Here is a 13,142-nt window from a genome sequence, read left to right as displayed (position 1 = left end):
AAGTCCCAACCAACACACGCCACTCATCACCAATGCAGGAGAGCCACCATGGCCAACACCTCTTTACGTAAAGCCTCGTTGCAAAGCATGGAAGCCGAGATCGAGAGTCTGCTCAAATCGTTGGAAAGCTTGAAGGACGACGCTTCGGACGAGTCGCGCAAGACCCTCAAGGCGCTGAAAAGCAATGCCGAAAGTGCGCTGAAACACTCGCGCCACCTGCTCAGCGATGCCTATGAAGAAGTCAAAGTGAAAACCCGCGAAACCGGGATCGCCACCCGTGATTACGCCCAGGAACATCCGTGGACGACCGCCGGTGTCGCGGTCGGTGCGATCGGTCTGCTCGCGGCTTACTTGCTGTTCAAGCGCGGCGAGTGATCGCTCTGGCGCAGCTCGTTCTTGAGCCATTGCGCCAGTTGCCGGGCGCGCCCGTCTGCGGCGCGCTTGGGTAGCCACAACGCCAGTTGCGCCGGGGTTTCACAGAAGCCCCAGGGCGCAACCAGGCGACCGGCCTTCAAATCTTCCGTCACCAGCGGTTCCGGCGCGATTGCCACGCCAAGTCCGGCGACGGCGGCCTCCAGCAAATAATACAAATGCTCGAAACCTTGCCCCAGCTTCAACGCTTTTGCGTCGAGTGCGTTCTGCCGCGCCCAACTCGGCCAGGCTTGCGGGCGCGAAGTGGTGTGCAGCAGCGGTTCATGGAGCAGCGCCGAGGCTGGTGCGCTTAGCAGGCGTTGGTAACCGCTGAACAATGGGCTCATGACCGGGCCGATGCGTTCTGCGGCGAGTTCGTAGACCTGCATGTCTGCCGGCCAAGGTGGCTCGGCGAATAGCAGCAAGGCATCCAGTCCCGGACGTCGTGGATCGAGATCGCCTTCACCCGCCGACAGATGCAGACGCAGATCCGGCAGATCGGCATTCAATCGCCCCAAACGCGGAATAAACCAGCGTGCCAACAGGCTTCCGGAGCAACCCAGCACGAAAGGCGCATCCGCCGTGCTCTGCGTCAGCTCCGCACAAACACTGCGCAACCGGTCAAACGCCTCACCGCTGGCATCGCGTAAACGCATGCCGGCATCTGTGAGTTTCAAGCCGCGCCCGTCTTTGGCGAAAAGACTGACGCCCAAGTGTTCTTCCAGCACCTTGAGCTGGCGGCTGACTGCGCCATGAGTGACGTGCAGCTGTTCAGCGGCCTGACTGACGCTGTTCAATCGGGCCGTGGCTTCGAACGCACGCAAGGCGTTCAGCGGAGGAAGGTCGTGGCTCATGGTATCTGTGAGTTTTCCTGACAGGTTGTGGCGATCTTATCGGTTTTCAGTCTCGAAGGTCAGGGGTAGAGTGGTCGTCATTGTCTTTTGACCCGAATTCACCTGGAGCAACCCATGACCCAGACTTCGAACACCTCTGATCTGCGTAACGGCCCGGACGATAACGGCCTGTTCGGCTCGTTCGGTGGCCGCTACGTGGCGGAAACCCTGATGCCGTTGATCCTCGATCTGGCCCGTGAGTACGAAGCGGCCAAGGAAGATCCGGCTTTCAAAGAAGAATTGGCCTACTTCCAGCGCGACTATGTCGGACGTCCGAGCCCGCTGTATTTCGCTGAACGCCTGACCGAATTCTGCGGCGGCGCGAAGATTTATCTCAAGCGCGAAGAGCTGAACCACACCGGCGCGCACAAGATCAACAACTGCATCGGCCAGATCCTGCTGGCGCGGCGCATGGGCAAGAAGCGCATCATCGCCGAGACCGGCGCCGGCATGCACGGCGTGGCCACCGCCACCGTTGCTGCACGTTTCGGTCTGGATTGCGTGATCTACATGGGCACCACTGACATCGAACGTCAGCAGGCCAACGTCTTCCGTATGAAGCTGCTCGGCGCTGAAGTGATTCCGGTCGTGGCCGGCACCGGCACCCTGAAAGACGCGATGAACGAAGCCCTGCGTGACTGGGTGACCAACGTCGACAGCACCTTCTACCTGATCGGCACCGTGGCCGGCCCACATCCATACCCAGCGATGGTTCGCGACTTCCAGGCCGTCATCGGCAAGGAAACCCGCGATCAGTTGCAGGCTCAGGAAGGCCGTTTGCCGGACAGCCTGGTGGCGTGCATCGGTGGCGGTTCCAATGCGATGGGCCTGTTCCACCCGTTCCTCGATGACAAAAGCGTCGAGATCATCGGCGTTGAAGCAGCCGGTTACGGCATCGAAACCGGCAAGCACGCGGCCAGCCTGAATGGTGGCGTTCCGGGTGTGCTGCACGGCAACCGTACTTTCCTGCTGCAGGACGACGATGGCCAGATCATCGACGCCCACTCGATTTCCGCCGGCCTCGACTATCCGGGCATTGGCCCGGAACACGCTTGGTTGCATGACATCGGCCGCGTTCAATACACCTCGGTGACCGACGACGAAGCCCTCGACGCGTTCCACAAATGCTGCCGCCTGGAGGGGATTATTCCTGCCCTGGAAAGCGCTCACGCCCTGGCTGAAGTGTTCAAACGTGCGCCGAAGCTGCCTAAGGATCACCTGATGGTGGTCAACCTGTCGGGCCGTGGCGACAAAGACATGCAGACCGTCATGCACCATATGGAACAGTCGAAGCAGGAGAAACACTGATGAGCCGCCTGCAAACACGTTTTGCCGACCTCAAAGAACAGAACCGCGCGGCGCTGGTGACCTTCGTCACCGCCGGTGATCCGGACTACGACACCTCGCTGGCGATCCTCAAAGGTTTGCCGGGTGCGGGCGCCGATGTGATCGAGCTGGGTATGCCTTTCACCGACCCGATGGCAGATGGCCCGGCGATTCAACTGGCGAACATCCGCGCCTTGGGCGCCAAGCAGAACCTGGCGAAAACCCTGCAAATGGTTCGCGAGTTCCGTGAAGGCAACAGCGATACGCCGCTGGTGCTGATGGGCTACTTCAACCCGATCCACATGTATGGCGTCGAGCGCTTCATCGCTGATGCGAAAGAGGCCGGTGTCGATGGTCTGATCGTGGTCGACATGCCGCCTGAGCACAACGCTGAGCTGTGCGATCCGGCACAGGCTGCCGGTCTGGACTTTATCCGCCTGACCACGCCGACTACCGACGATGCGCGTCTGCCGAAAGTGCTCAACGGCAGCTCCGGTTTTGTTTACTACGTGTCGGTAGCCGGTGTGACCGGTGCCGGTGCGGCGACCCTGGAGCACGTCGAGGAGGCGGTGACTCGTCTGCGCCGTCATACCGATCTGCCAATCAGCATCGGTTTCGGCATCCGTACGCCGGAGCAAGCGGCGGCGATCGCACGTCTGGCCGATGGTGTGGTGGTGGGCTCGGCGTTGATCGATCACATTGCTAACGCGACCACACCAGACCAGGCCATCGATGGTGTATTGAGCCTGTGTTCGGCGCTGTCCGAAGGCGTGCGTAAGGCCCGCGTCAGCTGAAGGTAAAGTTCCTGATACAGAGGAATTAGCGCCTCCCGGCACAGACTAAATGAGCAAGACCGAGGGCTTCAGAACACGTTCTGAGGTCCTTTTTGCTGTTTGTGCCGTGAGGAAAGACCCGATGAAAATGCCGAAACGTCTGATTGCCGGACTGGGCGTGCTGATGATCAGCGCGACGCCGCTGCTGGCCAGCGCCGACCCGCGCGACGATCACGACCACGGCGGTCCGCAGCAGGGCCATTACGATAACCGTGGCGACAATCACGGTGATGATCACCGTGGTCCGCAAAATGACCATCGAGGTGGCCCGCCACCGCGCGACTTTGGTCCGGTGCGTCAGACCATTCGTGACAATCATGGCTACTTCGTGCGCGGTGCACCGCCGCCTCCGGGGATTCATCTGGAGCGTGGCCGGCCGTTGCCGCATGGGTATTACGGTGAGCGTCTGGACGGTCGCGCGTTGGGTCGTTTGCCGGTGTATCCGGGTTATGAATGGCGTCGAGCGGGGGGCGATATCGTGCTGATCGCGGTGGGCAGCGGGATCGTTTACGAAATTCTCGATGGCGTTTTGTATTGATCCGCAGGCAATAAAAAAGACCGCAGCCAATGGCTGCGGTCTTTTTTTCAGGGCAGCTCTAGTCCGCCGGAGGCCTTGTGCAGTTTGCGCAGATGCGCGCCGATCTGCTTCACATTCTCCTCACTGGCCGCAATTTCGGCAGCCCGCTTGGGTTCCAGCAACTTGCGTACTTCGGCGTCCAGATCACCCGACAGTGCCAGCAGCTTCTTCTGCCGCTGACTGCTCTCTGCCTCCAGTCGAGTGAACTCGGTCGGCTGCGGCAATCCGTAACCCTTGGCGTCGAGCAATTCTGCCGGGCGGCTGAGGAACCCGCTATTGGCGAGGATTTCCTGCAAGGTCGCATTGGCCTTGTCCATGCCGCCGTTTTCCAGCTCGCGAGCGCCGAGGTAACGCTGCTTGACCTCGTCCTGAGCCAGCAACAACTGGCGCCGATAACTGGCCTGTTCCAACAGCAGCAGTGCGGCGCTGGTGCGCAAGTCGGCGCGTTCGAACCACTCACGGCGCTCTTCGGCTGTCAGCGAAAGCCATTCCTCAACGGTGTTCTGCTTGATCGGCAATTGCTTCTTCAGCACATCGAACATCGCCTGATAGCGATCGCGGAACGAGTCGAAGCGATAGCCCAGACGCAACGCTTCTTTCGGATCATCCAGCACACTGGTGTCCGCCAGACCACGGCCCTTCATCACTTCCAGCAAGCCGTTGGGCATGATGCTGTCCAGACCCACGAACTGATTGTTGTTGCTGCCGCTGCGCAACAGCTTCAGGCCTTCCACCGCACAGTTGTTGGAGAGGAAGAAGTAGTTGCCGTCATAGCTCCAGTGCATTTCGGCGGCGTGTTCGACCACGCCTTCGATCTCGTCGCGGGACAGGTTCAGTGGCACGGAGGCAAGGCTGCGCAGTTCGGTCTTGGTGTATTCGTCGATCACTTGCGCCAAGGGCAGCACGAACAGCCGCGACGGGTATTTGCCGACCAGTCCGTCCCAGCTCGACAGCTGTACATCGCCGACAAAGGCGCGGTAGGACAACACCAGGTGCTGATCCAGATCGAGTCGGCAATCCGGCCCGCGCGGGCGGCCCGGTGCGCAGATCACCAGGCGCAACATGCTGTGGCCCCAGCGGCTGACCCAGTTCTGATTGGCCTCGGCCAGCAGATAGTCGACGGCATACACCCGCTCGGGATCGACCTGCCCCAAGGGTTGCTTGGCGAAGTCGTTGCCGGCATTGAGGAACGAGAAGGTTTTGCTGCAGGTGTCCTTGGCCGGTGGCGCCCAGCCGAAGTGTTGCTGGTAATAGCGGTACAGCGCCGGGCGGCGGCAGGCGTAGCTCGGGTCGAGGAGGAAATACTCCATGTTGACTGCGACGAACTCCTTCGGGCTGGAGATTTCGTACAGGTCCGGGCTGCGGGCGATCTGCCGGTTGTGTTGTTCACGTTCGCCACGGCGACCGACGTATTGCTGCCAACCGGCGAGGTCAAGCAGGCGCGGGTCGTCACTGAGGGTGAAGCGGCGGCCGTTCTGGCCGCGACACTCATCGGGAATGCCGATCAGCCCGGCGCTGTTGAAACGTCGGCTGCAGCGCTGGATCAACGTGCGTTCGGCACTCGGCCACAGGCGCGCGCGATCATAAATGTGGGTGATTTCATGCAGCACCGTGGCGAGCAGTTCCTGGCGCACAGTGCCGTGGGGTCGATTGGTTTTTTCCTTGGCCGCGCTGCCATCGGTAAGGCTGGCGAGCAGTTTGCGATTCAGATCGAGTTCGGAAACCAGCGTGGCCTGGCCATAGGCATTGGCGGGCATGTCATCGGTCCAGCCGACATCGATGCGCCGATCCAGCCGCTCGATAAAACTCGGCGGCAGCTTTTGCATCGCCTCATCGATCAGCGCCTGGCTGGCCTGTTGTTGGGCGGAACTCAGACCGTCGGTCTTGAGGCGCAATTGCAGGCCGGCGTGGGCGCTGTTGCCGAGCAGCAACAACGCCCCGGCCAGTAGCCAGGTGCCGAGTGACTTCACAGTGCGAGGATGGCTTCGGCGAGAACCTGATCGCTGGCGTCACGCGCTTCCGGCACACGAGTGCGCAGGGTGTTCAGCGCTGCTTCCAGATGCGCGCCGCGGATATCGCCGTTGGTGGCGACGAAACTGGCAGCGTCATCGTGCGCTTCGCGGATAATTTTCGAGTCGCGAATCGACGTGGTGGTGTCGGAAGTGAAATCGATGGTGCGCTGGGAGGCACGAACGATGATGTTACTGGTGGCTACCAGGGTGTGCGCCTGGGCCACATCGGCCAACAAAAACAGGCCAAGGGCGGCAGCAATCAGCGGGCTACGCATGGAACGACTCCGAAGGGGCAAGGATAACGGGGGGACGGGATAACTATTGGACGAGAATTGCCTCTGCCAGTTCAAGGTCACTGACATGAAGTTTCGGCCGGGTTTTGCGCAAGTAATGCAACGCAGATTCCAGACGGGCACCTCGCCAATCACCGTCACTGGCAACAAACGCGGCCGCGTCATCGCGGGCGGCGAGCATTAGTTTACGGTCGAACGGTGCGGAAGACACCATGCTGGTGGCGTAACCACTGACGACGGTGCCTTGGGTCGATGCATTGAAAGCATCAAAGGCGTTGACCGGCGTCGCCCAGCAGACGGAGAACAATACGGAGGGGATCAGTAGATTTGGAAGAAAGCGCATCGGACTCGGTAATTTTTGGTGAGCCCAAAGGCTAGCGCAATGCCCGGGCCAGAGCCAGCGCCGAAACATCGGGACACGTTGCGCGTGTCCCGCAATGCCTGGAATCGCTTAGATCGTCAGGATGGCTTGGGCCAGCTGTGCGTCGGTCGCGTTCAGTTGAGGCGCCTGGTGACGGATGTGATCCAGCGCGCTTTCCAGTTTCACCCCACGGATCTCGCCTTCGCTGGCGACGAAGCTGGCAGCGTCGTCACGGGCAGCAAGAACGATCTTGTCGTCACGGAACGACGAGGTGACGTCGGATGTAGCGTCGGACGAGGACTTCAATGCACCGACAACGGCGTCGGTGGTGACGATAAAGCTGGTGGCGCTGGCGTTGGCAGCCACGGCCAGCAGGGCGGCAGCGCTGAGCAGACGAAGACGGGACATGGTGTAACTCCTTTGGATAAACCGTAGAGAGAGGTGGCTCGGTATCTGAGGAGTCAGACGCCAGTGACGCAACATTCGCCACGTTCTGCGTGGATATTAGGCCTGCTTTGCGAGGTTCGCACAGTGGGCAAAATGCTAGCGCCAGAACGGTTTATCCAGTTCATTCAGGCGATCGGCGTGGCTGAAGCCTGGATCGGCCAAATCTCGACTGCCGAGTTGAAACAGCAGGCGCCGCGTTCTGGCGCGCTCCAAGTACTCACAAAGGCCGTGAAACAGGCGCCGCAGAGCGTTGCGGCACGTAACCACCAGGCTCGAAGTTTCTGAAACATCCTGTAAGTCTTTCATGGCGTATTCCTTTCACCGGTGAAGGCGGAAGGTCATGTTGAGCCTGTAACGGACAAAGATGCAGATACACTCGAGTAAAATTGTACTGGTTAAGACGCTGGTTAAGTAAAACTGTACCTGTCGGCTGTATCAGCGGATGTACCGGGATTTTCTACCCCCCGAAAACGACAAAACCCGTCGCGGTTTCCCACGACGGGTTTTGTTTGTTCAATTCGGGTTGCTGGCGGTGGGTCTAACGACCAGAGCCAGCGACGCTGTTTAGCGCCAGAACGGCTTGCTCAGCTCTTCGTAGCGCTGTGCTTCGCTGATACCGGCGTCAGCCAGCAGACGCGAATCCAGGCGAGCCAGTTGATGGCGGCTGGAGATGCGGCGCTGCCACAACATCAGGTTGGCGATAACGCGCAGAGGCAGGGAAGCCTGGGTGTTTACAGCTTTGTCTTCGAAGAACAGTTCGGAACTGAGTGTACGTTCCATGGTTGACATCCTTCCGCTTGTGGCGGGATCAGGTAGTGGTTTGACTGGTGCCCATGATCCTCTCGTTTGCCAAGTCTCTCTAGATACAGTTCAACTGTATTGTGAGTGACCAGTTAACTGTTTATAGGGGGTGTACGGGTCAAAATTGAGCAAACTGTACCTGTCTGCACTCAAGTAGTGCATTTTCGCTCGATTCACTAGGAAAGGTAGGCAAGGTCTGTAGGAAATGACCAGTACAGCAGTACAGTTTTTGTCAGGGAGGGAGGCTTGAGAAACTCCGCCGACGCAAACTGTATTTGCGTCGGCGGTTTATCTGTGTGAATCAGACAGCGAGCATGCGACCGGTTTCTTCCAGGTTCATGTGCCAGCTCAACGCTTCACGCAGGATATGCGGGGTGTGACCACCGATTGCACAGGCAGAAGTGAAGTAATCATTCAGTGCCTGACGGAAGTCCGGGTGCACACAGTTATCGATGATCACTCGGGCACGCTCCCGTGGCGCCAGACCCCGCATGTCGGCCAGACCCACTTCGGTCACCAGAATGTCGACGTCATGCTCGGTGTGGTCAACGTGGCTGACCATCGGCACTACGCTGGAAATCGCGCCACCCTTGGCGATCGACTTGGTTACGAACACCGCCAGATGCGCATTACGCGCGAAGTCACCGGAACCGCCGATGCCATTCATCATCCGCGTGCCACATACGTGCGTGGAGTTGACGTTGCCATAGATGTCGAACTCCAGCGCCGTGTTGATGCCGATGATGCCCAGCCGACGAACCACTTCCGGGTGGTTGGAGATCTCCTGCGGACGCAGCACCAGCTTGTCCTTGTACTTCTCCAGATTGCCGAACACGTCGCTGTTGCGCCGCTCCGACAGAGTGATCGAGCTGCCCGACGCGAAGCTCAGCTTGCCGGCATCGATCAGGTCGAAGGTCGAATCCTGCAGCACCTCGGAGTACATGGTCAGGTCTTCGAACGGCGAATCGATCAGGCCGCACATCACCGCGTTGGCAATGTTGCCGATCCCCGCCTGCAACGGGCCGAGCTTGTTGGTCATGCGCCCGGCGTCGACTTCCTGCTTGAAGAAGGTGATCAGGTGCTCGGCGATGGCGTTGGTATCGATATCCGGGGTCGACACGGTGGACGGCGAATCCGCCTGCTGAGTGATGACGATGGCGACAATCTTCTCCGGCGGAATCGGAATCGCCGTGCTGCCGATGCGGTCATCGACTTTTACCAGCGGAATCGGCGTGCGCGTCGGGCGGTAAGTCGGGATATAGATGTCGTGCAGGCCTTCGAGGTTGGCGTTGTGCGCCATATTGATTTCGACGATTACCTGTTTGGCGAAAATCGCGAAGCTCGCCGAGTTGCCCACCGACGTAGTCGGCACGATGTGGCCTTGCTCGGTGATGGCCACGGCTTCGATGACCGCGATGTCCGGCAGCTTCAGTTGCTGGTTGCGCAGTTGCTCGACGGTTTCCGACAGGTGCTGGTCGATGAACATCACCTCGCCGGCGTTGATCGCCTTGCGCAAGGTGCTGTCGACCTGGAACGGCATCCGCCGCGACAGTACGCCGGCTTCGGTCAGTTGCTTGTCTAGGTCGTTGCCCAGGCTGGCGCCGGTCATCAGGCTGATCTTCAGCGGCGTGACCTTGGCGCGCTCGGCCAGTGCGTGAGGAACGGCTTTGGCTTCGCCGGCACGGGTGAAACCGCTCATGCCGACGGTCATGCCGTCCTCAATCAGAGCGGCTGCGTCGGCGGCGCTCATCACTTTATCCAACAACGAAGGCAGGCGAATACGGTCACGGTACATGGATTATTATCTCGGGAAGCGAGTAGCAGGATGCGCAGTCTAGTGAATTTGACGGGCGCCTGTCCCGCTACCAAGGTCGCAAACGAGGCGTCTATTTAGCGGGTTTCAAGTAAAACACCGTTACTGGATCTGCAACAACGCGGCAAATTGTCCGACGTTTGCGCAAACAAAAACGCCCCGACGAGTCGGGGCGTTCGGTATTGCAGCGGGGGTATTACTCGACCGCTTTAACCATGTCTTCGATGACTTTCTTCGCGTCGCCGAACACCATCATGGTCTTGTCCAGGTAGAACAGTTCGTTGTCCAGACCGGCATAGCCGCTGGCCATCGAGCGTTTGTTGACGATGATGGTCTTGGCCTTGAATGCTTCGAGAATCGGCATGCCGGCAATCGGCGATTTCGGATCGTTCTTCGCGGCCGGGTTGACCACATCGTTCGCGCCGAGCACCAGCACCACGTCGGCCTGGCCGAACTCGGAGTTGATGTCTTCCATCTCGAACACCTGGTCGTAAGGCACTTCGGCCTCGGCGAGCAGAACGTTCATGTGCCCCGGCATACGGCCGGCAACCGGGTGGATCGCGTACTTCACGGTCACGCCACGGTGGGTCAGCTTCTCGGTCAGCTCTTTCAGTGCATGTTGCGCACGTGCTACCGCCAGACCGTAGCCCGGCACGATGATCACGGTGTCGGCGTTGGTCAGCAGGAAAGTTGCGTCGTCAGCCGAACCGGATTTCACCGGACGCGCTTCCTTCGCACCGGCCGGGCCAGCATCAGCCGTGTTGCCGAAACCGCCGAGCAGCACATTAAAGAAGGATCGGTTCATCGCCTTGCACATGATGTACGAGAGGATCGCACCGCTCGAACCCACCAGCGAGCCAGCAATGATCAGCATCGAGTTGTTCAGTGAGAAGCCGATACCCGCCGCCGCCCAGCCCGAATAGCTGTTGAGCATCGACACCACTACCGGCATGTCTGCACCGCCGATCGGGATGATGATCAGCACACCCATCACAAACGCCAGCGCCAGCATCAGCGCGAACGCAGTGAGGTTGCCGGTGAACATGAAGGTCAGACCGAGTGCCAGCGTCGCCAGCCCCAGGACAGCGTTCAGTTTGTGCTGACCGGCGAACTGTACCGGTGCGCCCTGGAACAGGCGGAACTTGTACTTGCCCGACAGCTTGCCGAACGCAATCACCGAACCGGAGAAGGTGATCGCACCAATGGCCGCACCGAGGAACAGCTCCAGACGGTTGCCCGCCGGAATCGAGTCGCCCAGTTGCTTGACGATGCCCAGCGACTGCGGCTCAACCACCGCGGCGATAGCAATGAACACGGCCGCGAGGCCGATCATGCTGTGCATGAACGCGACCAGTTCCGGCATCTTGGTCATTTCAACGCGCTTGGCCATGATCGAACCGGCGGTGCCGCCGACCAGCAGACCGACGATGACGTAACCGATACCGGCAGTGGCCAGCTCAGCACCCAACTTATAGATGAGGCCGACGGTGGTAAGGATCGCCAACGCCATGCCGAGCATGCCGAACAGGTTGCCGCGCCGCGAAGTAGTCGGGTGCGACAGGCCTTTGAGGGCCTGGATGAAGCAGATCGACGCGATCAGGTAGAGCGTCGTGACGAGATTCATGCTCATTACTTCGGCGCCTCTTCTTTTACTTTCGGGGCTTTCTTCTTGAACATCTCAAGCATGCGGCGGGTGACCAGGAAGCCACCGAACACGTTGACCGCCGCCAGTGCCACGGCGAGGGTGCCCATGGTTTTGCCCAGCGGCGTAACGGTCAGTGCGGCCGCGAGCATGGCGCCGACGATGACGATCGCCGAAATGGCGTTGGTGACCGCCATCAAAGGCGTGTGCAGCGCAGGTGTAACGTTCCAGACCACGTGGTAACCGACATAAATCGCCAGCACGAAGATGATCAGGTTGTAGATACCGGGGGAGATAAGCTCTTCCATCGTCTGAATCCCTGCTTAGGCGTTTTTGCGGATGACTTGGCCGTCGCGGCACATCAGGCACGCGGCGACGATGTCGTCTTCGAGGTTGACGTCGAACTGGCCTTCTTTGGTGAACACCAGCTTGAGGAAGTCCAGCAGGTTGCGCGCGTACAGTGCCGAGGCGTCTGCAGCGACTTCACCAGCCAGATTGGTCGGGCCGCAAATGGTCACGCCATTCTCGACCACGACCTGATCAGCCACGGTCAGCGGGCAGTTGCCACCCTGAGCCGCCGCGAGGTCGATGACCACCGAACCCGGTTTCATCTGCGCCACGGTTTCCGCGCTCAACAGCGTCGGTGCCTTGCGGCCCGGAATCAGCGCGGTGGTGATGACGATGTCAGCCTGTTTGGCGCGTTCGTGCACGGCTTGGGCCTGACGCTGCATCCAGCTCGCTGGCATTGGCCGCGCGTAACCGCCGACACCGACGGCGCATTCGCGCTCTTCATCGGTTTCGTAAGGCACGTCGACGAACTTGGCGCCGAGGGATTCGATCTGCTCTTTCACCGCCGGACGCACGTCAGACGCTTCGATCACCGCACCCAGACGTTTCGCCGTGGCGATCGCCTGCAACCCGGCCACGCCGGCGCCAAGAATCAGCACGCGCGCCGCTTTCACGGTGCCCGCAGCGGTCATCAGCATCGGCATGAAGCGAGGGTAATGGTGAGCGGCCAGCAACACAGCCTTATAGCCGGCAATGTTCGCCTGCGACGACAACACATCGAGACTCTGCGCGCGCGAGGTGCGCGGCGCCGCTTCGAGGGCGAACGCGGTAATGCCGCACTCGGCCATCTTCGCGATGGTTTCGTTGTTGAACGGGTTGAGCATGCCCACCAGCACCGTACCGCGCTTGATCAGCGTCAGTTCGGCATCGCTCGGGGCGACCACTTTGAGAATCAGCTCGGCGCCAAACGCGTCATTGGCACTGCCAATGGTTGCGCCTGCCGCTTCATAGGCACTGTCGACCACACTGGCTTTTACGCCGGCGCCGGTTTGCACAGTGACCTTATGACCTTGGCTGATCAGCTTTTTAATGGTTTCCGGGGTTGCAGCAACCCGTGTTTCACCGGTCTGGGTTTCGAGAGGAACACCAATGTGCACGTCAAATCTCCTGCGTGATCTTATTGAGTAAACCCATGCACTACGGATGGTGCGACTGGGGCGGCCGATCAGCACGATCCCGCCAAATCAGGGCGGGGCGCGGCATTTTGCAGGCGAACTTTATGCCCTTCAAGGGATTATGACGGGTGACGGAAAATTAACTACAAGTCATCCCGTGACCGAATGTCGCAGATGGCCAGATGAATCCCTTGCAGGCCGTGCCTTGCAAGGATTCTGGCTGAATATTGAAAAATTTCTCATCGGTGGCGTGAATAGGCAGTAATGAGT

Annotated in this window: 15 protein-coding genes; 4 read left to right on the top strand and 11 right to left on the bottom strand. The window is 59.9% G+C overall.

Going from position 1 to position 13,142, the window contains the following annotated elements:
- The first annotated feature begins 48 nt into the window (after window positions 1–48).
- On the top strand, window positions 49–375 hold the full coding sequence (locus tag F8N44_RS29530) for a DUF883 family protein (RefSeq protein WP_007911686.1): 327 nt from the start codon (window positions 49–51) through the stop codon (window positions 373–375).
- Here F8N44_RS29530 and F8N44_RS29525 read toward each other — a convergent pair.
- Window positions 348–1,265, bottom strand: coding sequence for a LysR family transcriptional regulator (locus tag F8N44_RS29525; RefSeq protein ID WP_150652818.1), 918 nt, complete (start codon window positions 1,263–1,265; stop codon window positions 348–350). The genes F8N44_RS29530 and F8N44_RS29525 overlap by 28 nt on opposite strands.
- Before the next feature lie 114 nt (window positions 1,266–1,379).
- On the opposite strand from F8N44_RS29525, the gene trpB reads away from it, so the two are divergent.
- The 3 genes from trpB (at window position 1,380) to F8N44_RS29510 (ending at window position 4,001) form a co-directional block, all read left to right on the top strand.
- A complete protein-coding gene (trpB, locus tag F8N44_RS29520; protein ID WP_110718260.1) occupies window positions 1,380–2,612 on the top strand; it encodes a tryptophan synthase subunit beta in 1,233 nt (410 codons plus the stop codon).
- Entirely contained in the window at window positions 2,612–3,424 is an 813-nt protein-coding gene (gene trpA / locus F8N44_RS29515) for a tryptophan synthase subunit alpha (RefSeq protein WP_127925345.1), read from the top strand. The genes trpB and trpA overlap by 1 nt, the downstream gene beginning before the upstream one ends.
- A gap of 121 nt (window positions 3,425–3,545) precedes the next feature.
- Window positions 3,546–4,001: an anti-virulence regulator CigR family protein gene (locus F8N44_RS29510; protein ID WP_150652817.1), complete on the top strand. Its 456-nt coding sequence runs from the start codon at window positions 3,546–3,548 to the stop codon at window positions 3,999–4,001.
- 47 nt (window positions 4,002–4,048) lie between these two features.
- On the opposite strand, the gene F8N44_RS29505 is transcribed toward F8N44_RS29510, so the two are convergent.
- The 10 genes from F8N44_RS29505 to F8N44_RS29460 form a co-directional block, all read right to left on the bottom strand.
- The gene (locus F8N44_RS29505) at window positions 4,049–6,010 is read right to left on the bottom strand and encodes a DUF4105 domain-containing protein (RefSeq protein ID WP_150652816.1); all 1,962 of its coding nucleotides are present in this window, start codon (window positions 6,008–6,010) and stop codon (window positions 4,049–4,051) included.
- On the bottom strand, window positions 6,007–6,327 hold the full coding sequence (locus F8N44_RS29500) for a DUF2388 domain-containing protein (protein WP_007911662.1): 321 nt from the start codon (window positions 6,325–6,327) through the stop codon (window positions 6,007–6,009). Before F8N44_RS29500 ends, F8N44_RS29505 begins: the two co-directional genes overlap by 4 nt.
- A gap of 43 nt (window positions 6,328–6,370) precedes the next feature.
- Entirely contained in the window at window positions 6,371–6,688 is a 318-nt protein-coding gene (locus F8N44_RS29495) for a DUF2388 domain-containing protein (protein WP_150652815.1), read from the bottom strand.
- Between the two features lie 108 nt (window positions 6,689–6,796).
- On the bottom strand, window positions 6,797–7,114 hold the full coding sequence (locus F8N44_RS29490; RefSeq protein ID WP_007953908.1) for a DUF2388 domain-containing protein: 318 nt from the start codon (window positions 7,112–7,114) through the stop codon (window positions 6,797–6,799).
- 135 nt (window positions 7,115–7,249) lie between these two features.
- Entirely contained in the window at window positions 7,250–7,459 is a 210-nt protein-coding gene (locus F8N44_RS29485; RefSeq protein WP_150652814.1) for a DUF1127 domain-containing protein, read from the bottom strand.
- A gap of 258 nt (window positions 7,460–7,717) precedes the next feature.
- Entirely contained in the window at window positions 7,718–7,933 is a 216-nt protein-coding gene (locus tag F8N44_RS29480; protein ID WP_007911656.1) for a DUF1127 domain-containing protein, read from the bottom strand.
- A 322-nt stretch (window positions 7,934–8,255) separates the two neighbouring features.
- Window positions 8,256–9,749, bottom strand: a complete 1,494-nt coding sequence (locus F8N44_RS29475) for an acetyl-CoA hydrolase/transferase family protein (RefSeq protein ID WP_150652813.1) — start codon at window positions 9,747–9,749, stop codon at window positions 8,256–8,258.
- A 214-nt stretch (window positions 9,750–9,963) separates the two neighbouring features.
- On the bottom strand, window positions 9,964–11,397 hold the full coding sequence (locus tag F8N44_RS29470) for an NAD(P)(+) transhydrogenase (Re/Si-specific) subunit beta (RefSeq protein ID WP_007911651.1): 1,434 nt from the start codon (window positions 11,395–11,397) through the stop codon (window positions 9,964–9,966).
- Entirely contained in the window at window positions 11,397–11,717 is a 321-nt protein-coding gene (locus F8N44_RS29465) for an NAD(P) transhydrogenase subunit alpha (protein WP_003187417.1), read from the bottom strand. Before F8N44_RS29465 ends, F8N44_RS29470 begins: the two co-directional genes overlap by 1 nt.
- A gap of 15 nt (window positions 11,718–11,732) precedes the next feature.
- Window positions 11,733–12,854, bottom strand: a complete 1,122-nt coding sequence (locus F8N44_RS29460) for a Re/Si-specific NAD(P)(+) transhydrogenase subunit alpha (protein ID WP_007911649.1) — start codon at window positions 12,852–12,854, stop codon at window positions 11,733–11,735.
- Between the last annotated feature and the right edge of the window lie 288 nt (window positions 12,855–13,142).

Origin of the sequence: Pseudomonas fluorescens (assembly GCF_902497745.1) — a bacterium.
In the GTDB taxonomy this organism is placed as follows: domain Bacteria; phylum Pseudomonadota; class Gammaproteobacteria; order Pseudomonadales; family Pseudomonadaceae; genus Aquipseudomonas; species Aquipseudomonas fluorescens_BM.
The sequence above is the reverse complement of the archived record's forward strand: the minus strand, read 5'-3'. Positions and strand labels throughout refer to the sequence as shown.